This is a genomic window from Streptomyces sp. NPDC090445, from assembly GCF_044769385.1.
In the GTDB taxonomy this organism is placed as follows: Bacteria; Actinomycetota; Actinomycetes; order Streptomycetales; family Streptomycetaceae; genus Streptomyces.
Genome location: NZ_JBIVXV010000016.1, coordinates 112,534 through 133,521, shown reverse-complemented (window position 1 = coordinate 133,521; position 20,988 = coordinate 112,534). Strand labels below are relative to the sequence as shown.

23 protein-coding genes and 1 tRNA gene are annotated in these 20,988 nt (G+C 74.4%); 12 read left to right on the top strand and 12 right to left on the bottom strand.

Features of this window, described 5'->3' with window-relative positions; all coding sequences use genetic code 11:
• Positions 1–602: 602 nt before the first annotated feature.
• The 3 genes from ACIQUT_RS26460 to ACIQUT_RS26450 all read right to left on the bottom strand — a co-directional run bounded on the left by ACIQUT_RS26460 (position 603) and on the right by ACIQUT_RS26450 (position 2,170).
• Positions 603–1,241 (bottom strand): class I SAM-dependent methyltransferase, encoded by a 639-nt coding sequence (locus ACIQUT_RS26460; RefSeq protein ID WP_403566247.1) that lies wholly within the window; start codon positions 1,239–1,241, stop codon positions 603–605.
• 53 nt (positions 1,242–1,294) lie between these two features.
• A tRNA-Trp gene (locus ACIQUT_RS26455) sits at positions 1,295–1,369 on the bottom strand.
• Positions 1,370–1,414: 45 nt separating this feature from the next.
• Positions 1,415–2,170 carry a hypothetical protein gene (locus ACIQUT_RS26450; RefSeq protein ID WP_403566245.1) on the bottom strand — a complete coding sequence of 252 codons (756 nt, stop codon included), beginning with the start codon at positions 2,168–2,170 and terminating at the stop codon, positions 1,415–1,417.
• Positions 2,171–2,318: 148 nt separating this feature from the next.
• Between ACIQUT_RS26450 and ACIQUT_RS26445 the strand changes: the two genes are divergently transcribed.
• Together ACIQUT_RS26445 and ACIQUT_RS26440 are read left to right on the top strand one after the other, a co-directional pair.
• Positions 2,319–3,026 carry a TetR-like C-terminal domain-containing protein gene (locus ACIQUT_RS26445; protein ID WP_403566243.1) on the top strand — a complete coding sequence of 236 codons (708 nt, stop codon included), beginning with the start codon at positions 2,319–2,321 and terminating at the stop codon, positions 3,024–3,026.
• A gap of 245 nt (positions 3,027–3,271) precedes the next feature.
• Positions 3,272–3,997 carry a DsbA family protein gene (locus ACIQUT_RS26440; RefSeq protein WP_403566242.1) on the top strand — a complete coding sequence of 242 codons (726 nt, stop codon included), beginning with the start codon at positions 3,272–3,274 and terminating at the stop codon, positions 3,995–3,997.
• Positions 3,998–4,149: 152 nt separating this feature from the next.
• Here ACIQUT_RS26440 and ACIQUT_RS26435 read toward each other — a convergent pair whose 3' ends face one another.
• Entirely contained in the window at positions 4,150–4,311 is a 162-nt protein-coding gene (locus ACIQUT_RS26435; RefSeq protein ID WP_403566240.1) for a hypothetical protein, read from the bottom strand.
• Positions 4,312–4,433: 122 nt separating this feature from the next.
• Here ACIQUT_RS26435 and ACIQUT_RS26430 point away from each other — a divergent pair, with 122 nt between their 5' ends.
• From ACIQUT_RS26430 to ACIQUT_RS26415, 4 genes are all read left to right on the top strand, one after another.
• Entirely contained in the window at positions 4,434–4,622 is a 189-nt protein-coding gene (locus tag ACIQUT_RS26430; RefSeq protein ID WP_403566238.1) for a hypothetical protein, read from the top strand.
• A gap of 70 nt (positions 4,623–4,692) precedes the next feature.
• The gene (locus ACIQUT_RS26425; RefSeq protein ID WP_403566236.1) at positions 4,693–5,127 is read left to right on the top strand and encodes a MarR family winged helix-turn-helix transcriptional regulator; all 435 of its coding nucleotides are present in this window, start codon (positions 4,693–4,695) and stop codon (positions 5,125–5,127) included.
• Positions 5,124–5,558 carry a hypothetical protein gene (locus ACIQUT_RS26420; RefSeq protein WP_403566235.1) on the top strand — a complete coding sequence of 145 codons (435 nt, stop codon included), beginning with the start codon at positions 5,124–5,126 and terminating at the stop codon, positions 5,556–5,558. Before ACIQUT_RS26425 ends, ACIQUT_RS26420 begins: the two co-directional genes overlap by 4 nt.
• Positions 5,559–5,673: 115 nt before the next feature.
• Positions 5,674–7,245 carry a hypothetical protein gene (locus ACIQUT_RS26415; RefSeq protein WP_403566233.1) on the top strand — a complete coding sequence of 524 codons (1,572 nt, stop codon included), beginning with the start codon at positions 5,674–5,676 and terminating at the stop codon, positions 7,243–7,245.
• 59 nt (positions 7,246–7,304) lie between these two features.
• Here ACIQUT_RS26415 and ACIQUT_RS26410 read toward each other — a convergent pair whose 3' ends face one another.
• Both ACIQUT_RS26410 and ACIQUT_RS26405 read right to left on the bottom strand, forming a co-directional pair.
• Entirely contained in the window at positions 7,305–7,805 is a 501-nt protein-coding gene (locus tag ACIQUT_RS26410) for a hypothetical protein (protein WP_403566231.1), read from the bottom strand.
• A gap of 106 nt (positions 7,806–7,911) precedes the next feature.
• Positions 7,912–9,117 (bottom strand): aromatic acid exporter family protein, encoded by a 1,206-nt coding sequence (locus tag ACIQUT_RS26405; protein ID WP_403566229.1) that lies wholly within the window; start codon positions 9,115–9,117, stop codon positions 7,912–7,914.
• A 133-nt stretch (positions 9,118–9,250) separates the two neighbouring features.
• Here ACIQUT_RS26405 and ACIQUT_RS26400 point away from each other — a divergent pair, with 133 nt between their 5' ends.
• The gene (locus tag ACIQUT_RS26400; protein WP_403566228.1) at positions 9,251–10,132 is read left to right on the top strand and encodes an SDR family NAD(P)-dependent oxidoreductase; all 882 of its coding nucleotides are present in this window, start codon (positions 9,251–9,253) and stop codon (positions 10,130–10,132) included.
• 118 nt (positions 10,133–10,250) lie between these two features.
• On the top strand, positions 10,251–10,829 hold the full coding sequence (locus tag ACIQUT_RS26395; RefSeq protein ID WP_403566227.1) for a TetR/AcrR family transcriptional regulator: 579 nt from the start codon (positions 10,251–10,253) through the stop codon (positions 10,827–10,829).
• Here ACIQUT_RS26395 and ACIQUT_RS26390 read toward each other — a convergent pair.
• Both ACIQUT_RS26390 and ACIQUT_RS26385 read right to left on the bottom strand, forming a co-directional pair.
• On the bottom strand, positions 10,778–12,163 hold the full coding sequence (locus ACIQUT_RS26390) for a cytochrome P450 (RefSeq protein ID WP_403566225.1): 1,386 nt from the start codon (positions 12,161–12,163) through the stop codon (positions 10,778–10,780). The genes ACIQUT_RS26395 and ACIQUT_RS26390 overlap by 52 nt on opposite strands.
• A gap of 2 nt (positions 12,164–12,165) precedes the next feature.
• The gene (locus ACIQUT_RS26385; RefSeq protein WP_403566223.1) at positions 12,166–12,381 is read right to left on the bottom strand and encodes a hypothetical protein; all 216 of its coding nucleotides are present in this window, start codon (positions 12,379–12,381) and stop codon (positions 12,166–12,168) included.
• A 331-nt stretch (positions 12,382–12,712) separates the two neighbouring features.
• Here ACIQUT_RS26385 and ACIQUT_RS26380 point away from each other — a divergent pair, with 331 nt between their 5' ends.
• From ACIQUT_RS26380 to ACIQUT_RS26370, 3 genes are all read left to right on the top strand, one after another.
• Positions 12,713–13,474 (top strand): DUF998 domain-containing protein, encoded by a 762-nt coding sequence (locus ACIQUT_RS26380; RefSeq protein WP_403566222.1) that lies wholly within the window; start codon positions 12,713–12,715, stop codon positions 13,472–13,474.
• A 72-nt stretch (positions 13,475–13,546) separates the two neighbouring features.
• Positions 13,547–13,765 carry a DUF4287 domain-containing protein gene (locus tag ACIQUT_RS26375; RefSeq protein ID WP_403566314.1) on the top strand — a complete coding sequence of 73 codons (219 nt, stop codon included), beginning with the start codon at positions 13,547–13,549 and terminating at the stop codon, positions 13,763–13,765.
• 209 nt (positions 13,766–13,974) lie between these two features.
• A complete protein-coding gene (locus tag ACIQUT_RS26370) occupies positions 13,975–14,838 on the top strand; it encodes a hypothetical protein (RefSeq protein ID WP_403566220.1) in 864 nt (287 codons plus the stop codon).
• 84 nt (positions 14,839–14,922) lie between these two features.
• Here ACIQUT_RS26370 and puuE read toward each other — a convergent pair whose 3' ends face one another.
• The 4 genes from puuE to ACIQUT_RS26350 all read right to left on the bottom strand — a co-directional run bounded on the left by puuE (position 14,923) and on the right by ACIQUT_RS26350 (position 17,794).
• The gene (gene puuE, locus ACIQUT_RS26365; protein WP_403566218.1) at positions 14,923–15,831 is read right to left on the bottom strand and encodes an allantoinase PuuE; all 909 of its coding nucleotides are present in this window, start codon (positions 15,829–15,831) and stop codon (positions 14,923–14,925) included.
• A gap of 72 nt (positions 15,832–15,903) precedes the next feature.
• A complete protein-coding gene (locus ACIQUT_RS26360) occupies positions 15,904–16,293 on the bottom strand; it encodes a hypothetical protein (RefSeq protein WP_403566217.1) in 390 nt (129 codons plus the stop codon).
• Positions 16,294–16,379: 86 nt separating this feature from the next.
• Entirely contained in the window at positions 16,380–17,366 is a 987-nt protein-coding gene (locus ACIQUT_RS26355; RefSeq protein ID WP_403566215.1) for a hypothetical protein, read from the bottom strand.
• Complete coding sequence (locus tag ACIQUT_RS26350) at positions 17,363–17,794, bottom strand: hypothetical protein (protein ID WP_403566214.1); 432 nt, start codon at positions 17,792–17,794, stop codon at positions 17,363–17,365. Before ACIQUT_RS26350 ends, ACIQUT_RS26355 begins: the two co-directional genes overlap by 4 nt.
• 105 nt (positions 17,795–17,899) lie before the next feature.
• On the opposite strand from ACIQUT_RS26350, the gene ACIQUT_RS26345 reads away from it, so the two are divergent.
• Positions 17,900–20,932 carry a CHAT domain-containing protein gene (locus ACIQUT_RS26345; RefSeq protein WP_403566212.1) on the top strand — a complete coding sequence of 1,011 codons (3,033 nt, stop codon included), beginning with the start codon at positions 17,900–17,902 and terminating at the stop codon, positions 20,930–20,932.
• Positions 20,933–20,988: the final 56 nt, after the last annotated feature.

The window sequence follows — 20,988 nt, the reverse complement described above, 5'->3', positions numbered from 1 at the left end:
GGGGGGCGGCGGGGCGGGGGGGGGGGGGGGGGGGGGGGTTGGTGGGGGGGGGGGGGGGGCCCCGGGGGGGGGGGGGGGGGGGGGGGGGGACCCGCCCCCCCCCCCCCCCCACGCCGGCGGCGACGTCCTCCTGACCGTGGTGGACGGTCATGAACTGCTCCCCGCCCGGTGCCAGACCGATCAGGCAGCGGTCCCACCACGGGTAGGTGGTGAAGACCGGCACACCATCGTCTCCGGGCGTCGCCCGGTGGATGACCGAACCGTCCTGGCCCTCACCGACGTCCAGGAGCGCGCTGCCGTCCGCCGGATGCGGGAACCGGCTCCCGCCCTGGCCGACCGTGCCGAGGCCCGTACGGGCCACGACCGCACCGGTCCCGGCGTCGAGGGCGACCCACTGGTCGTCCATGTCCCTGCCCGCCATCGCGTCAGGCTGGTAGACCCACACCACCCGGCCGTCCGACGACAGCACGCACCCGGGCCAGTGCCCGTGCGGCCGGTCCGAGTGCGGTTCGAGCGGCGCCCGCCACACCGGATCCCCCGTACCCGCCACGCACACCACCGCGTTCAGGGTCGTGTGGATCCACACCGGGTTGGGGCTCGGGTCACGCGGCGGCGTGCTGCAGCACCAAGACGCTCCACCGCACGCCGTCGCGGCCGTGGAGGTCGGGCCGCTCGCTCCGGTGGACCGCCCGAAGCCCGTACGCGGCGCCCAGCTCGACCGTCTCGGCGGCGGACACGTCGAACATGTGGCGGCCGGCGGGCACGGGGCCGTGGCGCAGGTTGACGAAGAACCGGCCGCCGGGCTCCAGCAGGGCGCAGACCCTGGCCATCGCACGCCGGCGCTCCCCGGCGTCCAGATGCATCCACACGGCGGTGGCGAACACCGCGTCGAACCGGCCCGGGTGCCGGCTCAGCGCCAGATCCGGCAGGACGTCGTCGACCCAGTCCATCCCGCTGCCCGCATGGATCCGCCGGCCGTGGGCCCGCAGCTCGGCGGTCGGCTCGACCGCCACGACGCGGTGCCCGCGGGCCGCCAGGGCGGCGGCATCCCGTCCGGTTCCCGCGCCGACGTCCAGGATGCGGGCGGGCTCCGCGGGAACGAGGTGAAGCACGTCGCCGTGCACCCCGGCGAAGCCGACCTCCTCGTACTGGACGGCCAGCGCGTCCGCGGCCTCCGCATACCCGGCGGTGCCCCTCGGGCGGCCGAGGCCGTCCCCGGCAGAACTGAACAGCCCACTCATGGCCAAAGGTTAGCGCTCCGCCGTCGCCGAACGCGCCGACTGCCGGGAAGGGGCGAAGCCGGCCGGAATCGAACCGGCGTCCTCGCAGTTTTGGAGACCGCGCGCGACGACCTCTGCGCTACGGCTCCGCCCCGACCGGCATTGTAGGAGACCGCGACGGCGGGGCCCGCCGGTCATGCCGGCGGCTGCGAAGACACCCCCTGGGACGCCGATTCCGGGGCCAGGGGTACGCGGGCAGCCGCCGTGGCTTGCGGGAGCTGCGCGTCATGCGGGTTCAGGCGCAACCAGGCCGACAGCGCGGCCTGCAGATCCGCGACCTCCTGTCGGGTGAGGGCCTCGCCCGCAGGACCCACGTGCAGACGGACCCCGCCGGTGGTGATCCGCCACCCGACGCGGCGCCGTGGCGGCGAGCTGATGGCACCCCCGCGGGCCAGGGCGCGCAGGGCCTGTTCGACGCGGGGCGGGAGCGGCCGCAGCGACCCTCCCAGCGGAACGGGATTGCGGGGCTTGGACGGAATGCCGACCGCGGAGTAGAAGGCGCGGATCGCCTCGTCGAGCGGCATCGAGCGGGCGGGCGCCAGCCCGACGAACTCCTCGACCAGCTCCGGATGCGGCGGCGGCGCGTTCCCCCCGTACGGCTTGGCGTGCAGCGGATGCTCGTCGGTGTCCAGCCGTACGCAGGCGGGCGGGACCAGTACCCGGCTGAACCCGGCACCGGTCAGCTCGGCGTGCAGTTTCCGCAGCTTGGCGGCCTGCCGGGGTACGGGGTGGGGGTCCACGGACGCGGGAGCGTCGGGCCGGCCCGGCTTCGGCGTCGACCCCAGGGGCCCGTTGGAGCGGTGGAGGACACCGGACTCGGTCAGAACGATGGTTGCCTGCCGGTTCCGCGCATCGCAGCCGAGTCGGAACCCCACCACGGTCGTTGGCACTGGACCTCCACTGGGCGGTGACACGGCCACCGTAGCGGGGCCCGCGACCGCGCCGTACCGGAATCTGCATTTCCGCCCCGAAGGGCGACTGATGCCACGTCACACGCCGGTACCACGACGCACGTTCGACGACAGGTACGGTTTCGGCATGGACGACAACGCGATATCGGAAGCCGTGATCAAGGATGCCGCCCGCAGCATGCTGCCGCGCCTGGGGGCCGGAGGGCTGTCCCCGGATGCAGTGGCCGGCGACGGCGGCTTTGCCCTCGCCGACGTGGAGGCCGTCTTCCCGCACCGGGACGACCTGCTGACCGCACTGGTCATCGACGCCTACGACGCCTCCGGCGCCGCGATGGAGGAGGCCGACCGGGCCGCCGCGGACGCCGGCGCGCCGGCGGGCGCGCGGCTCCTCGCCGTCACCCGTGCGCTGCGGCAGTGGTCCTTCGCCCACCCCGGCGAGTTCACGCTGATCTACGGCTCTCCCGTCCCCGGCTACCACGCCCCGCAGGACACGGTCCTGCCCGCGTCCCGCACCCCCGCGGTGCTCGCCGGCATCGTGCGGTCGGCGCTGGAGGCGGGCGAACTCATCCCGCCGCGGCGGGCGCCGTCCGGGACACCGCTGCTGCTGCCGGCGGCGGTCGAGCTGTTCGGCGGCGTGCCCGAAGCCCCGTTCTCGGACATCATCGAGCGCGGCATCGTCCTGTGGAGCAACCTGATCGGCCTCCTGGTCTTCCAGGTCTTCAGCCGCACCCACGACAGCGTCAAGGACGAAGCCGCGTTCTTCGACTACGCCGTCGCGGTGGCAGCCGAGAGCATCGGACTCACGGTCCCGCTGGACGAACACCCCACCTCCTGACCCGCCCGCCACGGCGCGTACCCGCCCGGCCGGACCGAGCCGGCCGGGATGCCGCGAACGACCTGTGCGAACCGGCTGCCGGGGCGGGGGTGCAGCAGCCCTCGGCAAGACTTCGGAAGGCGGCTGCCACCTGACGAAGTGACACTGCGGCGATGGACCGGCGGCGCCCGGTCGCGTTCTGATCGGCGTGCGCCCGGCGCCGCAGCACATCAGCCGGGAGCCTCGCACTACCCCCAGGAGGAAACGTGCCGACGCACTCCGGTATCCCGACGGTGACCGTCTGGTCCGACATCGGCTGCCCGTGGGCGAGCCTCGCCCTGCACACCCTGAACGCCGCCACCGAACGCCGGCAGCTGCCCCTGCAGATAGACCACCGGGCCTTCCCGCTGGAGCTGTTCAACCGCGAACCCACCCCGAAGTTCATCGTCGACCCGGAGATCATGACCATCGCCGCGCACCGGCCCGAGCTCGGCTGGCGCCTGTGGCACGGCCGGCCGGAGGCGTTCCCGGTCACGATGCTGCCCGCCATGGAGGCCGTCCAGGCGGCCAAGGACCCGGCGATCGGCGGGCTGCGCGGCAGCGACGAACTGGACCGCGCGCTGCGCAAGGCGTTCTACGCCGACAGCAAGTGCATCAGCATCCACTCGGTGATCCTCGACCTCGCCGAGGACTGCGAGCACGTGGACGCCGAGGCCCTGGCCGCCGCCCTGGCCCGCGGCAGCGGCCGCACCGAGGTCTACGAGCAGTGGCGGATCGCCCAGGGCCCGGAGATCCAGGGCAGCCCGCACCTGTTCGCCGCCGACGGCTACGCCACCCACAACCCCGGCGCCGCCTTCACCTGGACCCGCTCCCCGTACGAGGGCGGCTTCCCGAGGCTGGATGCGTACAGCACCGCCTGGGCCGACGAGCTCCTCGACGCCCTGTACGCAGACGCACCGGACGCCCGGGCGGTCACGGCAACGGGCGCCTGACCGAACCCTGCACGCGCCGGCCAGGGGCCTCGGCCTCCACACGCCGACCCCCACCGCTGCCACGCCGAGCATCAGCCCGCCCACCCTGCGACGTACTCCGACATCGGGAAGGGCATGTGCCGGCATGCTTCCCGCTGCCGGTCGGCCCACTCTTACCCGATGTCTTCGGTGTGCAGCGAGGTGACCACACCGGCCGCGGTCATGAGGGGCACCGGCAGTGCCGTGATCGTCATGGCGGGCGACACGGCGCGCAGGCGCGCCTCCTCGACGGGCGCGGGGGAGGAAGGTGAGGCGCCTCCTGCGCTCTGTCGCACGTAGTACGTCTTGATGCCTGTGTCCGCGCAGAAGCTCTGAAGTTGCTCAACCCGCGCTTGGAAGCGCCCCCGAGGCGGGCATCGTGCTCGCACAACCGGAACGAGAGGAACGGGGGCAGGCGATGGAAGTCGTGCTGACCATGGCATTGGTCATCGTCGTGGTGGCTTTCCAGGTGCTGCGGGGGCCCAAGCGGTCGAGGCGGCGCAAGATCTCGTGGGGTGACGGTGGCGACTCCTGCGGCGGCGGCTCGTCCTGCGGCTCGTCGTGCGGGGGCGGTGGCGGTGGCGGCGGTGGCGGCGGGGGTGACTGACCCGGAGCGGAGCACGGGGCCCGCGCCTGCGCTTGCCGGCCGTTAATCCGATATCGTAATATCCGAAATCGTGAGTCCTGAATCCTTGCCCCCCGAACGGTCGGTGCTCCTCGCCCTGCAGCGTGCGACCCACGCCACGCTGCACCTCATCACCACCGAGCTGGCGGACCTTGACCTGACCGCCGCCGAGATCAATGCACTGGCCAACCTCGCCGACGGCCAAGGCCGGACCGTCTCCCGGCTCGGTGCCGCCGTCGGCAGCCGTCCCACCACGCTGACCAGCGTGCTGGACCGACTGGAGCGGCGCGGACACATCGTCCGCGCCAAGCAGGCCGGCGACCGCCGCTCCGTGCGCATCGAGCTCACCGAGTCCGGGCGCGCGGCGGCATCCCTGATCCGCCGCACGCTGGCCGATCTCGAAAACCGCGCATTGAACGGCCTGTCCGCCGAGACCGTCGCCGGCTTCCACACCGTTCTGGACGCGCTGATCGAGGAGAGGTCATGACCGACGAAACCCCGCAGGCACACGACGAGCGTTCCCCGTTCGCACAGCTCATGGCAGAGGTCATGGCCACCGCCGACCACTTCGGGCATCGCCAGCACGTCCACCTGACCTGGCTGGCCGTCCGCCGCTACGGAACCGACGCGGCGGTGGACCTGGTCAGCGACGGCATCCAGCGCACCGCCCGCTACGCGGGCAAGCCGCAGAAGTACCACGCCACCGTCAGCCGGGCCTGGGTCGAGCTGGTGGGCCACCACGCCGACGGGACGAACACCGTCGAGTTCGACGCCTTCGCCGCCCGGCATCCGGCACTGCTCGACAAGAAGCTGCTCACCCGCTTCTACCACTCCTCCACACTGGCCGGCACCCAGGCCAGGACCGGCTGGGTGCGGCCCGACCGGGCTCCTTTCCCCTGGCAGCAGGTCGACGTCTGAGCCCGGGGCGGCCTTCCACGGCCAGCGCCTGACCGTGCTCCTCCGCGACCATGGCCAGTGCCGGGGTCCGGCACCGCCGTGACCGCGTGACCCCGGCACACGTACTCTCCACCCCATGTTCGAAGCCCGACTTGATGCCCGTCTCGACGCCGCCCTCGCCGCCACCTTCTACTGGATCGCGTTCGAGAAACTGGTCGCCGACCCACCCGGCGGCCCGGGCGTACTGGCCGCGCACGCGGGGGCGCGCTACGCGGGCGCGAGCGAGACCGAGCGCCGGATGCTCCGGCACCTCCTCGGCCTGCTCCGCGAGGACGGCGACCCGGTCGTGCTCGACCTGCTGGCGCGGCTCGGGTCGGAAGAGCTGCTGTTGCTGGCGGCGCAGCGCCGCTTGGCGGTGCCCGCGCCGGTGCTCGACGGGCTGACGGCGCGGCTGGGGTACACGCCGATCGTCGTCGACGCGCTCGGACTGTCCGGGGACCCGAACCGCGCGGCGGCGCTCGGGGCGCTGCTGCGGACGGACGCCGTGTCCGGCCGGGCGGCGCTCGCGCTGGCGTGCCTCGGCGCGCGTGAGTGGACGGTGCCGATCGCCCGGCGCCTGCCCGAGGTCACCGGGCTCACCCACGTCGCGTTCACGGTCGCGCTGGAGGAGATGGGCGATCCGGCGGCCGTGCCGCACCTGCTCGACTGGCTTTCCCACGGCCCTGACCGGCCCGCCGGCGATGTCCACCGTGCTCTTGTCCGCCTCACCGGGCACGACCCGCTCATCCCCGAGTGGGGCACGGCGCAGGAGTACTCCGCACACGTCCGCCGCGTCTGGCCGGGCCTCGACCTCGCCGCGCCGCCGGTGCCGGAAGTGCGCGACGTGGTTGCCGATTCGCCGAGGAGCCTGCGCTTCGCCTTGGACGAGGGACGCGGGCGGGTCCGCGTCGACTACGACCCGCCGGAGCCGGGTTCGTCGTGGCCGCGATGGGACAAGACCCTGCACGTCGGCCGACATGCGCTCTACCGCGTCGGCTCGGACTGCGACACCTGTGAGACGACGATGCACCTGCTCGGCTTCCCGCCCGCCGACGCAAGGACCGGTGCGGCGCGCGTGCGCGAAACGCTCGCCGACCCGCGCGACATCACCGCCGCGACCGTACGCGCCCTCGAACCGCTGATCCACGACCTGGAAACCGGCCACTACCGGGCACACCTGGTCGACTTTCCCCTCGAACGCGTCGGGGAGCCGAGGCAGTCGTGGTGGCTGCGGCGAGTCGCCGCGCGCGGGGAAGGGGACGCGGGTGGGGAAGGGGATGCGGGCGGGGAAGGGGTCGCGGACGAGATGGGGTGGCCGGGTACCGAGCACTTCCAGGTGCCGCGGATGATCGCCGGCGGTCCGCCGACCTACGGCAGCATCCTGCCGTCGCAGCCGCTGTCCGCCCTCGACCCGGCAACGGTCGAACGGCACGCGTCGGCGATCGCGCGGGGGCAGCGTCCGGCCGCGCTCCTGCTGGGCTGGAGGGAGGACCGCTACGTCTCGGCCGAGTGGGAGGAATGCTTCCTGCTCGGTGTCGTCCTCGACGGCCACCACCGACTCGCCGCCTACGCGGCCGCGGACGTGCCGGCACGCGTGCTCGTACTCGAACGGACCGAAACGGGCGGGGCAACGGGGACGACACTGGAGGAGATACTCGACGCCCTGTGAGGCCCCGGGCGCCCGGCGCGGCGGCCGTCTCCCCGCGGCGGCCGTCCCCCCGCGTGGGATCAGTGGCTGGCGACTGCCTTGACCAAGGCCACCGCGGTTCCGATCGCCGCGTCGATGACACCGGCCACCAGGGCGAACAGGGTTCCGCTCCCCATGCGGATGCCGCCGTAGCAGCCCCAGGCGAAGAGGGTGGCGACGTTCACCGCGGCGGCCGTCACCAGGGCCGTGCTCAGCGCCATCACCCCGAGCGCCGAGATGCCGATCAGCAGGAGCGGGCCCACCGCGGACAGCAGGAGCGGGCTGTTGACGAACAGTACGGAGCGCAGCTCCCGTCCGGTGGCCAGGGCCCCGTGCACGACCCGGTGCGCCTGCTGGTCGGCCACGAGCGCGGCCAGCCACAGGCCCACCGAGGCGGTGATGACCGTCGCCGCTGCGCCCACCGCGTCCACATGGCCGCTGGCGCCGAGGCCGATGACCACGGAGATCATGGTGATCGTCGCGTACAGCCGTTCCTTCAGCCGGGCCGCCGCCTCCTCGACGGTCGTCGGCACGTCGGTCACGTGCACACCGTGTCGGTCATGTGCACACCGTAGGGGTTCGTTCCGCGCGGACGCCGGAAGGAGCGCTGCCCGTACGGACGCGCCGCCGCCACGCGGGCCCGCCCGCTCACGTGCCGCCGCCGTCGCGACGCCGGCCCGGCAGCCGTGACGCGAGGCGGCGGCTGGGCCGGGTACGGGTGTGGCGGTCGAGCTCTTCCAGCAGCCGCTGGGAGCGCTTGTCCACGCCGAGTTCGTCGAGCACCCGGTCGATCTCGGCCAGCAGCGCGCCCTGCAGCTGCCACTGGGCCTTGTCCTCCCCGATCCGGGCCAGCAGGAGGTCCGCGAACCGGTCCCGGCTCGCCCGGGCCACGACGAGCTCGGCGGCCAGCCGGGCCTCCGCCTTCTCGGCGTTGGCGCTGACCTGGGCGGTGATGAGCTGGGCGAAGCTCTCCACCGCCGTGGCCGTGTGCGCGAGGACCTCCCGCAGCGCAGCCCTGACCTCGGCCGTGAACAGCGGGCTGTCGGGGCGGGCCTTGGCGAGGTCGGTCAGCGTGCGGCAGGCGACGCGGAGGACGACTGCGCAGATCTCCAACGTGTCCAGGCCGGTCCGCAGCACCAGCCGGGAGAGCAGGCCCTCCTTGACCCGGGGGTTGAGGCGGAGGCTGTCCTCGGCCTGCCGGAGGGCGGTGTCCACCAGCGCGATGTCGTTGTCGAGCCGCCGCGCCTCGTGGAGGCGGGCCGCGGCCTGCTCCACCTTGGCGGGCCCGGGCGGTTCCTCGCCGAGGTGCTTCAGGAGCCGGCTCATGCGCGCCGCGAGGTCGGTGATCGCGGCGCTTGCCGGGCCGACCCAGACCGGCGGCGCGACGAGCAGGTTGACCAGCATGCCGACGGCCGCGCCGATCAGGGTCTCCAGGACCCGGTCCCACGCGGTGTCCGCGACCTGGGTGACGCCGAGGACGAGCATGGCGCTGATCGCGACCTCGGGGACGAACTCGTCCACACGCACCAGGTGGCCGACGAGCAGGGACGCCAGGATGACCAGGCCCAGGCTCCACCAGGTGAGTCCCACCAGTGCGCTGAAGCCGATGGCGATCAGGACGCCGGCGACCACGGAGTTCACCCTGCGGACGCCCGTGGTCAGCGTCGAGTAGAGGGTGACCTGGACGACGAGCAGTGCGGTGAGCGGCGCGGTCAGCGGGGCCGGCTCGCTGCTCAGCCGTAGCGCGATCACGTAGCTGATGACGGCTGCCGCGGTGGAGCGCAGGGCCTGGACCGCGACCGGCTCCCGGCGGCGGCCGGCGATACGGGTGAGGGTGCTGATCATTTCCGGCATACCTGCGCGCATTCCCCGGTCGGCACCCCGTGACGCAGCCGAGTCAACCGGATAGCCCATCCGAATACGTGTTACGGTCGCACTCGAAGCGGATGATCTATCCGGATGTCTGCTCGGATGGATGGAGGAGCGCATGAGGAAGACAGCGGTGATCACCGCCGGAACGGCCGGCATCGGCGGGGAGACGGCGCTGGGACTGGCCGCCGCCGGGTACGCCGTCACCGTGGTCGGACGCAGCCCCGACCGCGGTGCCCGGGCGGTCGACCGCATCAACGCGGCACACCCGGCACACCCGGCCCGGTTCCTGCCCGCCGATCTCGCCTCGCTCGACGACGTGCGCGCACTCGCCGACCGGATCGCCTCCGACCACGCTGCCTCGGGCGAGCCGCTGTCCGTCCTGGTCAACAACGTCGGGGCGATGTTCCCGCAGCGGCGGACCCTGGACGGAGTCGAGGCGTCCTTCGTCGTCAACCACCTCTCGCCGTACCTGCTGACGGAACTGCTGCTGCCCACGCTGACGGCCGGTGCGCCGAGCCGGATCGTCAACGTCACCTCGGGCGCCGTCGGCGTCGCCAAGCGGGTGTTCGACGCCGTCGAGCCGCCCGGCGGCTACTACGGCTTCCACTGGTACGGCCGCGCCAACCTCGCCTACACCCTCGACCTGGCCGCGCGACTCGACGGCACGGGCGTCTCGGTCTTCGCCGCCGACCCCGGAGGTGCCGCGACCGACATGACCAACGGCACCCTGGCCGACCCGAAGATCGTCTCGCCCGCCCTTCGGCTGCTGTGGCCGCTGGTGCGGCGCACGTTCCGGCGCTCGACCGCCGGTCCGGCGTCCGCGGCCGCCCGGCCCTCCATCGTCGCCGCCACCGACGACGCCCTGACCGGGCGGACCGGCATCGTCATCGGCGCCCGGGCGCTCCCGGTGCCGCCGATCCGCACCGCGACCGACCCGCGCGTCACCGAAGCCGTACGCCGGCTCAGCGCACGGTACGCGCCACTCGCAGCCGCCTGACCCTCGCATCGCATCTGCCCGACGGCGGCACCGGCGCCGGCATCCGTATCGGTGCCGGCGCCGGCACAGGCGGCGGGGGCCATCCATCCGGATCGACCATCCGATTAGCATGTCCCCCATGACGACCCCCCTGCGCAAGGACGCGGCCCGCAACTGGGACCGGATCGTCTCCGTCGCCCGTGCCCTGGTCGACCAGGGCACACCGCTCCAGCTCAACGACGTCGCCCGCCGCGCCGGACTCGGAGTCGGCACCGTCTACCGGCACTTCGCCACCCCCGAGGCATTGCTGGAGACCGTCGCCGCCCCGTGTCTGGAAGCCCTGACCGCGCACGGCGAGCAGGCACTGGCCGACCCCGACCCCTGGCGGGCGCTGGAGGGCTTCCTCTTCCGCACCGTCGAAGCACAGGTCACCGACGCCTCCCTGGCCCCCGTCGCCGCAGCGGCCACGGACACCCTGCCGCGCACCACGGAACTCAAGACGACGCTCCGGTCGGTCGGCACCACCCTCCTCGACCGGGCCCGCGACGCCGGGGCGGTCCGCCCCGACCTGGCCCCCGCCGACCTGGTCCCGCTCATGTGCGGCATCGCGTACGCCGTCAACGTCCACGGCGGCCCTCCCGCCGACCGCATCGGCACCGCCCACCGCTACCTGGCCGCCCTGCTCGGCGGCCTGCGCGCCGCACCGCACCACGCCTGAGCCGCCTCCCGTGCCGCAGCCCCCTGCTCCCGGTGGCGCTGCGGGTCGCGGGTGGTGAGGTCGAGGGTGAGGCCCTCGGGCTGGAGGATGGTGCGCGTGCCGAACGCGGGTGTGGTGCCCGGGGTCCGGGTGAGGTGGTAGCGGCTGGTCAGGGCCGCGGTGGTGACGACCATGGCGACGGTGGCGAAGTGTGCCCCGAGGCAGGTTCGCGGTCCTCCGCCGAAGGGCATGAAGGCGTACTTGGGCAAGGGGGCGGCGGCAGGGCGGTTGATCCACCGGTCGGGCCGGAACTCCGTCGGCCGGTCGTAGTGGCGCGGGTCCCGTTGCAGTACGAAGGGGCTGACGGCGACGCGCTGGCCGGGGCGCAGCGGGTAGCCGGCGAGCTCGGTGGGCTGGTCGACGGCCCGCTCCAGCAGCCAGAGCGGCGGGTAGAGGCGGAGCGTCTCCTTCACGACCGCTTCGGTCACGGCCAGCCGGGGCAGATCGGCCGCGGTCGGGAGTCCGCCCGCCAGTTCCCGGTCGGCTTCGTCCCGTACCTGCCGCTGCACGTGCGGGTGCCGGTCGAGGAGCAGGAAGAGCCAGGCCAGTGCGGCCGCGGTGGTCTCGTGGGCGGCGAACAGGTTGGCGACGACGATGCTGACCGCGCCTTCGTGGGTGAGGGCGCCTTCGTCGCACGCGGTGTTGAGGAGGTCCGCGACCGCGGCGGGGGAGCCTTCCCGGCGCGTTCTGCGCCGGACGATCAGACGGGACACCTCGGCGGCCAGGTCGCGGCCGACGCGGTGCAGGCGCCGTCTGCGCAGCGGCCGGCCGCCGGGGAGGGGCAGCGAGCCCGGCAGCCGTGCGTCCTGCAGGCGGGCCACCAGGGCGGGGACCCGGCCCGTCTCCGGGCCCAGGCAGAACTCGGCGATGAGATCGGCGCTGAGTTCCTCCAGCGCGGGGATCGCATCGATCCTGCCGCGGGCGTTCCAGGTTTCGGCGTGCCGGACCGCCGTCGCCGCGAGGCGGTCCTCCGCGGCGCGCAGACTGCTCCGGTTCAGACCGCGTCCTGCCAGGCTGCGGGCGTGCATCCAGCGGGCCAGGTCCTCCGAGGCGCGGCCTCCGTCGGCCTCGTCACCCAGCAGGTCACGGGTGATGGTGTAGGTGGTGTTGGTGTGTTTGAGGACGTCCTCCGCGAGGGCGGGTGAGTTGACGATGTACAGCTCGTCGTCGAAGCGGACGAGGTCGCCGTATCGCCGCTGGTCGAGCAGGAAGGCGAGCGGGTCACGCTCGTAGGCGCGTTTGTTGCCCTGCCGCCCGGCCCCGACGGGGCCGGGCGGCACACGGACCGGAGTCACGGTCACTGCCCCTGCACGTAGTAGTAATACGTATTGAGGCGGTCCTGGGAGCCCAGCATGCTCTTGACCGAGCTGGTGCGCTGGACCTTCGCCCCGGAGGGGTCATCGGCCAGGGGTGCGGAGCTCGATGCGGCGAAGGCCGAACCGCCGCCGAGGAGCGCGGCGACGGCGGAGACCACCACGAGGAGCGACTTGCGCAGGGGGATCAGGGAGGACATCGCTGTTTTCCTTTCGGTCGACCGGACGGCTGGTCCGTCCGGTTCGTGACCACCATTGGGCCAGTTACGGGGACCGGGAGGCACGTCGCGCGTTCTCGTGACGTGCCTCCCGGCCCTCGGCATGGCACAATCACCGCCCCCTCCGGCGGATGGCCGTGCCCGGGAGTCCGGCGGCCTGTCGGCGCCTCCGCGATCCCGCCGCCGCGCGAATGTGACGCAGGTCACGTGTTCGGTACCGATGATGTTGCGCTCCCGCCCCGGTCTACCCATCGACCACACGGAAGCGCCGTGGAGCCCGGTACCCCGGGGCGGCGCAGGAGGAGGGAACGCAATGCCCCGTACGCTCACCGGTCCGCTCGGCGGCGTTCGCGCCGGGTCGCAGTCCTCGCAGTCCTCGCGGCCCTTGCAGCCCTCGCGGTCCGTTTCCCGCGCGACGCGGCTCCTCCCGGCGGGCTGCCTGGTGGCGGGCCCGCTGTTCCTCGGCGCGGGCATCGCCCAGGGGATCGCGCGGGACGGCTTCGACTTCACCCGCCACGCGATCAGCCAGCTCGCCCTCGGCGGCCCGGGCTGGATCCAGACGGTGAACTTCCTGCTCGCCGGAGCCCTGCTCGGCGCCGGCGCCATCGGGCTCCGCCGGGTGCTCCGTGGGGGAGCCGGGACCGGAGCCGGGACCGGAGCCGGGACCGGAGTCGGAGCCGGGGCCGGGCCCGGGGCGACCTGGGGGCCCGTCCTGATCGGCGTGTTCGGCGCCTCGTTCCTGGCGGCCGCGGCCTTCCCGGCCGACGCCGGGGCCGGATTCCCGGCCGGTGCTCCGGATGCCGCATCGCTCAGCGCGCACGGTGCCGCACACATGATCGGCGGCATGGTCGGCTACCTCGCCCTGTGTGCCGCGCTCCTCGTCCTGGCCCGCCCCCTCGCCGTCCGGGGGCATCGCGGCTGGGCCGTGGCCTCCCGTCTCGTTCCCCTCGGTGTCCTCGCCGGGTTCGCGGGCTCCGCTGCCACGGTCCTGGCCTTCACCGCCGGCGCGGGGCTCAGCCTGGTGTGGCTGGCCGCGGTGACGGCCCGTCTGCTCGCCGACGCCGCCGACGACTAGACCACCGCGGTCCCGTCCATGAGCATGACCACCATCGAGATCATCCACCGCGTGAAACGGAGTGCGTACCCCATGGTCGACGCAATCAAGGGCCCTGCCAGCTACTTCCCCTCGATCGAGAAGAAGTACGGCCGCCCGATCGCGGAATGGAAGGACCTCATCCGCTCCTCGCCGCTGACCCGGCACATGGAGCTCGTCTCCTGGCTCAAGTCCGAACACGGCCTGGGGCACGGCCACGCGAACGCCCTGGTCGCGCACACGCTCGCCGAGGGTGGCGGCAAGGAGGGGTGACGCCGGGCGGCCCGGGCCCAGGGTCGTAGGCTCGTTTGTCGCCGGTGCGACCGCAGTGGCGACAGGTGCTCCTGCAGGGCAGTTGACGCCGAACGCCCGGGAATTGAACACGTTCAGGCTTGGTGGCAGTATGGCCGTGTGCGGTGTCCTGCGAACAGGAACAGGCAGTGACGTGGCGCCCGTTCGGCGTGCCAGGAGGGGGATCGAACGTGGAAGAGAAGCGGTCCTACGGCCGGATACTGGCGGTCTCGGTTCTGGTGTTGTGGCTGGAGGCCATGCTCGCGGTGGTGATCGGCGTGCTGTACGCCCTGACCCGGGAGCTGCCGCACTTCTTGGGCTCCACGACGGCCGTGATGTCCCTCCTGGCCGTCACCAAGGTCGTCGCGCTCCTGGGGCTGGTGCTGTCGCTGCTGGTGGTGCTGCCGGCCGTCGCGCTGAGCGACCTCCTGGGGCGCGTCATCGGCGGCCGGGACGCCTGGGGTTGGGTGCCGCCGACGGTGGGGGTGGTGCTCTCGCCCCTCGCGGTCTGGGCACGGGCCGGCGGTTGGGAAACGTCCACCGTGCTCGCGACCTGGGGTGTGACCACGGCCGTCCTGTCCGTCGCCGCCCTGCTCGGCCGGCCGCGGCGGAAGGGCCTGTTCGGCCTGGTCGCGAAGCGCGGTACGGCGGTCGTGGTGGGGATCGGCCTCCTGGGCTCCTTCCTGATCTGGACGGAGATCCTGCCCAAGTACCGCCCTCCGTCGATCACCCGGGCCGACGTGGTCGGCACATGGTCCGACAACCGGGGCGGGCGGCTGACCTTCGAGGCGGACGGCCGGGTGACGGCCGGCGGGATCAGCCGGCCCGGGCTCGGCGACGGCACCAGCGACGCCGTACAGGGGTGCTCGGGCTCGGGCACGTGGACCTTCACGGCCGGACGCCGCAACACCTGGGGCCAGCGCGTCGGCACCAGCATCCCGGGCTGCGGACTGCCCGACTGGAGGGTGGCCGGCAAGCCCGGGAGCCCGCAGCTGTACCGGTACGTCGGCGATCCGGATGACGGGCAGCTGTACGAGCTCGACAAGCGCGGCTGACCCACCCGGCGGGCCCGCCATCGCCGCCCCGGCGTCCGCCTGCGGGCCGAGGCCGACCCGCACCACGCCCGGTCGGACGGGAGGTCAGCGCAGCGGCGGGTGCGCGGCGAGCCAGTGACGCGCGATCTGTTCGCGCGTGGCGACCCACGCCCCGCCGAGCTGCGCGACGTGCCGCAGGAAGCCGTCGAGCACGCGGATGCGGCCGGGCCGGCCGATGATCCGGCCGTGCATGCCGACGCTCATCATCCGCGGACGGTCGGCGCCCTCGGCGTGGAGCGCGTCGAACGTGTCGACCAGATACATGAGCATGTCGTCGGCGGTCGTGAAGCCGTGGACGATCAGGAACTTGAAGTCGTTCGCATCCAGGCTGTACGGCACCACCAGATGCGGGCGGCCGGCCGCCTCGACATAGAACGGAAGGTCGTCCGAGTAGTCGTCGGAGTCGTAGAGGAACCCGCCCTCTTCGGCGACGAGACGCCGCGTGCGGGGGCTCGTCCGGCCGGTGTACCAGCCGACGGGCCGACGCCCGACGAGCTGCCCGATGGTCGCGACCGAGCGCGCGATGTCGGCGCGCTCGACCTCCTCGGGCACGTGGCGGTAGTCGATCCAGCGCCAGCCGTGGCTCGCCACCTCCCAGCCGGCGGCGCCCATCGCCCGCGCCGCGTCCGGGTTGCGCGCGAGCGCCTGACCCACGGCGTGGACGGTGAGCGGCGCACCGTGCGCCGCGAGCGTGCGGTGGATGCGCCAGAACCCGGCGCGCGAGCCGTAGGCGAACATCGACTCGGCGTTCAGATCCCGCCCGCCCACCACGGGCGGCACCCCGACGAGCTCGTGCAGATACCCCTCGGAGGCGGGGTCGCCCTCAAGGACGTTCTGCTCGCCGCCCTCCTCGTAGTTCAGTACGAGGCTGACGGCGACGCGGGCGCCGCCGGGCCAGGCGGCGTGCGGCGGCTCGGCGCCGTACCCGACGAGGTCGCGCTGATGCTCGGACACGGCCCGCACCCTACCCCCCTTCGACCGCCCCAGCAGCCCGAAACGGCCCGCGGCGAGGGCGTCGGCCGTCCGTCAGACCTCGTAGGGCCAGACTGCGACGCGGTCCTGTGCCACACGGACCTCCACCCACGACCCATCGACGCCTTCCGGCAGGGGCGGCTCGGCGAGATCGAACAGGATCACAGGGCCGCCCAACTCCAGGACGGCCACTCCGTCCTCGGCGAGGGCCAGCCGTCCACGGAAGAGGATGTGGTCGCCGTCGTCCCGCAGCTCGGGGGTTTCGGAGGCACTCGGCCAGGCATTCCCCGGCCAGGCGATGTCCGTGTCGACGGTCCATTCGACGTGGTGTTCTCGCGCCACGGCCTCGGAGGCCCCCTGCCAGAGCACCACGGCAGTGCCCACAGCCGAGTGCACACGGACCGTCATGGGCCTGGCGGGAGCGGGCTGCAGGGGCTCTGCCATGACCAACACTGCCCCATCATCCCCGATTGGCCCAGCCTCCGCCTTCGGCGAGGGCGTGGGCGCGGGCCGTGGGTGGTGGGGGTGGTTCAGGGGTCTTTGCGCAGGAGGCGGGTCACGGTCCGGCCGTCGGCCGGGGTGAACGGGCCGTCCAGCGGGTGGCCGAGGGCCTCGGCGAGGGCGGTGGCATTCAGGTCGACCGTGCGCTCCACGAGCTGCGCCAGGTGCTCGACGGCGGTCCGGCCGCGCCACCAGCCCAGGACCGCTGCAGCCGCGCCCGCGAGGGCGGCCGGCCACCACCAGACGCCGAGCGCGAGGTACAGGGCGCCCCAGGCCGCGGTGCGGGCGGCCGTGGTGAACGCCGCCTGGGCCGCGGCCAGCGGAGTGCGGCCCTCCTCCGGAAGCGTCAGCCACAGGCACGGCCAGACGGTGGCCAGGTCCAGCTCGTACGCGGCCCGGACCCGTACGTCCGCACTGCGCATCCGGTCGGCCATCCAGGTCGGCAGCCGCGGCTCGGTCAGGGCGATGCGGTCGCGGGCGGCGGCCAGCGCAGCGGTGTCCGGCAGCGGCACGGTGTCCGGCAGCGGCACGGTGTCCGGCGGCAGCACGGTGTCCGGAGGAAGTGCGGGGTTCGGCGGCGTGGCGCCGTTGGCGGCTGCCGGCCGGGCTCGGCGCAGCAGCAGCCGGGCCTTCTCCCGCAGCGCGTCCTCGTAGCGGGCCGTCGCGGCCGTCCAGCGGCGCCTGCGCCAGGCGGCGAGCGGTGCGCCGGCCCGGCCCCAGTCCTCCGTCCACACCCGGGCCAGGAGTCCGCCCAGGGCCGCCGCCGCGCCCGCGGCCGCCACGGCGAGCGCGACCGCCGCGAGGGCGCCGACCAGCAGCGCCCCGTTGCTCCGTGATACCGGCGAGGCGGCGAACGCGTCGACGGCGTCCCGCAGCCGGGCCGGGTCCGTCGCGTGCGCGTCCCCGAGCCGGACCGCCACCGCGATGCAGCAGACGTAGAGCACCCCCGGGAACACCAGGACGGCCAGCCAGCGTTCGGCGAGCCGCCCGCCCAGCGAGGCGAGCACCCCGGTCACGGCCGGTCCATCCGGAAGCGGCTCAGCCCGGTCGCCCACACGGCGCAGCCCGGCGCCGCCGTACCGGCCCGCGGGATCTCGACCCGGTCGCACAGTCCGCCGGGGCAGATCAGGACCACCTCCTGCGGGCGGGCCCTGCCCAGCCCGGGCAGCGGCCGGTAGTCCGGCCCCGGCCCGGGTTCCGCCGGGCCCCGCGCCACGCCGCCCGAGCCCACCACGCCGTGCCGCCGCAGCAGGTCCTCCAGCTCCGCCAGGACGGAACCCACCTGCTCCTCCGAAGCCCCCGGGGCGCGAAGGCGCGCGAGGAGGGGGCGCGCCCCGTCCCCGAGGAGGTCCTCCAGCTCGGCCAGATCGGCGCACATCCGGGAGACCCGGCCGGCGGTCGCCTCGGACAACGGGACCGGCGGAACGCGGCGTTCACGGCTCATGCCCTGCCCCCTGCCCTTCCGGCAGCGGAACCATCCGTCTACTGCCTCCCGTTCCAGGGTAGTTGACCCGGGGGAACCGCACAGGGAGATCGCCGGGGAGGGGCCGTGGCACATGCCGCAGGTGAGCACGGGCACGGGCAGGAGTACCGGCACGGGCAAGGGGACGGGCTCGACGCGGAGATCGCCCGGCGCCGGGCGGCCCTGGTACGGGAACCGCCGTACACGGCGGCCGGGGCCGGCCACGCCGCCGGCCTCGGTTCCGCCCTGCTCGCCCGGTTCCGCCGCGGCCACGACCCGGTCGACCTCGACGAGGCGGTGCAGCATCTGCGCGCCGCCGTGGCCGCGACCCCGCGCGCCGAGGACGCTGCCGTACCCCGCCTGGTCCTGCTGTGCGAGGCACTGGAGCGGGCGGCCCGCCGGACCGGCAGCGCCGCGCCCCTGACCGAGGCCGTACAGCTCCTGGACGACGCACTCGACGCCCGTCCCGCACACCACCCCGACCGGGCGGTGCTGCTCCTGAAGGGCACCCAGGCCCTGATCGACCGCTACGCGTTCGAGTCCCGACCGGACGTGCTGGACCTGGCGATCACCCGGGGCCGGGCGGCCGCCGCGGCCGCGACGGCGGACGACCCGGTCAACGAGGGCGCGGCCCGCGGCATCCTGGGGTCCGCCCTGCACGACCGCTACCAGCGCACCCACCGCACCGCCGACCTCGACGAGGCCGTCACCCTGCTGGAGCGGGCCGCCGCCCTCGCGACCGGCGGCAACCGCGCCACGGCGACCGCCGAGCTGGCGCGCTGCCTGCTCACCCGGGCCCGTACCACCCGGCACACCGGGGACGTCGACCACGCCGCCCGCGTCCTGCGGGCCGCACTGGACCGGCCGCCCGCCGGCGGCTGGAGCCGCTCCGCCGCCCACCTGCTGCTGGCCGAACTCGGCAAGGCCATGGTCCGCCGTCACGAACGAACCGGCGGGAACGAGGCCCTCGAAGCCGCGCGGCAGGTGACGCAGGCCGCCCTCGACCTGCTGCCCGCGCAGCATCCGGGCCGCCCCGCAGCGGTGGCCAACCTGGGCTCCGTACTGGAGCGGGCCCACCGCGAGACCGGCGATCCGGCCCCCCTCGAACAGGCGGTGGGGCTCTACCGGCACGCGCTGGCACAGCTGCCCGACGCCGGCCCCCCGCGCCGGTACTTCCTCGACGGCCTCGGCTACGGGCTGCGCACACTGTACGACGCCTACGGGGACCCGGCCGACCTGCACGAGTCGATCGGCCTGCTGCGGCAGGCGGCCGCCGCCTTCCCCGAGGACGACCCCGACCAGATGGCGACGCGGTACTCCCTCGTACAGGCGCTGCGGGCCGAGCACCAGCGCACCGGCGACCGCAGCGCGCTGCGCGAGGCCGCCGGCGTGGCGGCCGCGGCCGTCGCGGTGCGCACGGCCTCCGTGGGCCGGCGGATCGAAGCGCTCGCCGCGCAGGGACACGTCCGGGCCGGCCTGAAGGACTGGCCGGGGGCCGCGGACTCCCTCCGGCAGGCCGTCGCCCTCGTGCCGCGGCTGGCCACCCGCGACCGGCTGCTGATGGACCAGCTCCACGACCTGGGCGACACGTCCGGACTCCCCTCGGCCGCGGCCGCCTGCGCACTGAACGCCCGACGGCCCGAACGCGCCCTGGAACTCCTGGAGCACGGCCGCGGGGTGGTGCTGTCCCGCCGCCTCACCGCCCGCGGCGGCCTGGCCCCGCTCTGGCAGGCGGATCCGGAACTGGCACGGGAGTACGTCCGGTTGCGCCGCGCCTTCGACCCGCCGCAACCCGCCGCCCGGCCGGACCTCGCCACCCCGCCGGGCCGGACGCAGCCGGCCCCCGCCGGCGCCCCCTCCGGCCCCGGCGCGCCGCGGCCGGAGGACCGGGAGGCCGAGTGGGGCGCCCTGCTGCGGCGCATCCGGGCCCTGCCGGGGCTGGCTGGCTTCCTCGTACCCGCCACCGCGGCGGAGCTGTTGGCGGACGCGGGCCCGGACCCCGTCGTGCTCGTCGTCCCCTCCTGGTACCGGTGCGACGCGCTGCTGCTGCGCAACGGGCGCCTGGACGTTCTGCGGCTGCCCCGTCTGACGTTCCGGGCGGCGGTCGACCGGGCCGCCGTCCTGCAGGAGGCCACCGAGGCGGCCCACGACCCGGCCGTCGGGGTACGGGAGCGGCTGGCCGCCCAGCAGACCGTCGCGGGAGTCCTGGACTGGCTGTGGCACACCACCGTGCACCCCGTCCTGAAGCGCCTCCGGCTCGACGCCGCACCCGCCCCGGGCACGGCGAGGCCGAGGCTGTGGTGGTGCCCGACCGGGCCGATGGCACTGCTGCCCCTGCACGCGGCCGCCCCCGCCGAGGACGGCGGCCGCCGGTGGCTTCGGGCACCGCGGTCGGACGGCGGCGCGCTGGACCGGGTGGTGTCCTCGTACACCCCCAGCGTGGAGGCCCTGCGGCGGGTCCGGTCGCGGCCGCCCGCCGATCCGGCCACCGCCTCGTCCTGCGTGGTGGCGATGGGCCGGACCGGGGACGGCCACGCGCCCCTGCCGTCCGCCGCCGCGGAGGCCGCCCTGGCCGCGGCGGCCCTGCCCGCCGCCACGGTCGCCGCCGACGACGCCGCCCGTCGGGACCGCGTCATCGGCCTCCTCGCCCACGCCACCCACGCGCACTTCGCCTGCCACGCCGTCGACGACCCGGGCCGGCCCGCCGAGAGCCGGCTGCTGACCGCGGGCCACCGCGAACGGCCCCTGACCGTCGCCGACATCTCCGCCCTCGGCCTGGAACACGCCGAGCTGGCCTTCCTCTCCGCTTGCTCCACCGCCCGCGGCGCCGCCCGCCTCGCCGACGAATCGGTGCACATCACCGGCGCGTTCCTGCTCGCCGGATTCCGGCACGTGGTGGGCACGCTGTGGCAGGTCGACGACACCGCCTCCCTTGAGATCACGCGCCTGTTCTACGAGGGAACCCGCTCCAGCCGCCCGGTCGGCGCGGGTCCGACGGGCGCGGGTCCGACGGGCGCGGGTGCGGCACCGTACGCCCTGCACGAGGCCGTCCGCGCGCTGCGGGACCGCTACCCGCGCACGCCCACCCTGTGGGCGGCCCACACCCACACCGGCGCCTGACGGCACGGCACGACGGGACCCACCGCCCGCACCGGCACCAACCCCCCTGTGGAGTG

Excerpts from the sequence above, each read along its gene's own strand:
- ACIQUT_RS26460 (WP_403566247.1), bottom strand. The coding sequence starts at position 1,241 with ATGAGTGGGCTGTTCAGTTCTGCCGGGGACGGCCTCGGCCGCCCGAGG.
- ACIQUT_RS26445 (WP_403566243.1), top strand. The coding sequence starts at position 2,319 with ATGGACGACAACGCGATATCGGAAGCCGTGATCAAGGATGCCGCCCGC.
- ACIQUT_RS26430 (WP_403566238.1), top strand. The coding sequence starts at position 4,434 with ATGGAAGTCGTGCTGACCATGGCATTGGTCATCGTCGTGGTGGCTTTC.
- ACIQUT_RS26420 (WP_403566235.1), top strand. The coding sequence starts at position 5,124 with ATGACCGACGAAACCCCGCAGGCACACGACGAGCGTTCCCCGTTCGCA.
- ACIQUT_RS26415 (WP_403566233.1), top strand. The coding sequence starts at position 5,674 with ATGTTCGAAGCCCGACTTGATGCCCGTCTCGACGCCGCCCTCGCCGCC.
- ACIQUT_RS26405 (WP_403566229.1), bottom strand. The coding sequence starts at position 9,117 with ATGCCGGAAATGATCAGCACCCTCACCCGTATCGCCGGCCGCCGCCGG.
- ACIQUT_RS26400 (WP_403566228.1), top strand. The coding sequence starts at position 9,251 with ATGAGGAAGACAGCGGTGATCACCGCCGGAACGGCCGGCATCGGCGGG.
- ACIQUT_RS26395 (WP_403566227.1), top strand. The coding sequence starts at position 10,251 with ATGACGACCCCCCTGCGCAAGGACGCGGCCCGCAACTGGGACCGGATC.
- ACIQUT_RS26385 (WP_403566223.1), bottom strand. The coding sequence starts at position 12,381 with ATGTCCTCCCTGATCCCCCTGCGCAAGTCGCTCCTCGTGGTGGTCTCC.
- ACIQUT_RS26380 (WP_403566222.1), top strand. The coding sequence starts at position 12,713 with ATGCCCCGTACGCTCACCGGTCCGCTCGGCGGCGTTCGCGCCGGGTCG.
- ACIQUT_RS26375 (WP_403566314.1), top strand. The coding sequence starts at position 13,547 with ATGGTCGACGCAATCAAGGGCCCTGCCAGCTACTTCCCCTCGATCGAG.
- ACIQUT_RS26360 (WP_403566217.1), bottom strand. The coding sequence starts at position 16,293 with ATGGCAGAGCCCCTGCAGCCCGCTCCCGCCAGGCCCATGACGGTCCGT.
- ACIQUT_RS26350 (WP_403566214.1), bottom strand. The coding sequence starts at position 17,794 with ATGAGCCGTGAACGCCGCGTTCCGCCGGTCCCGTTGTCCGAGGCGACC.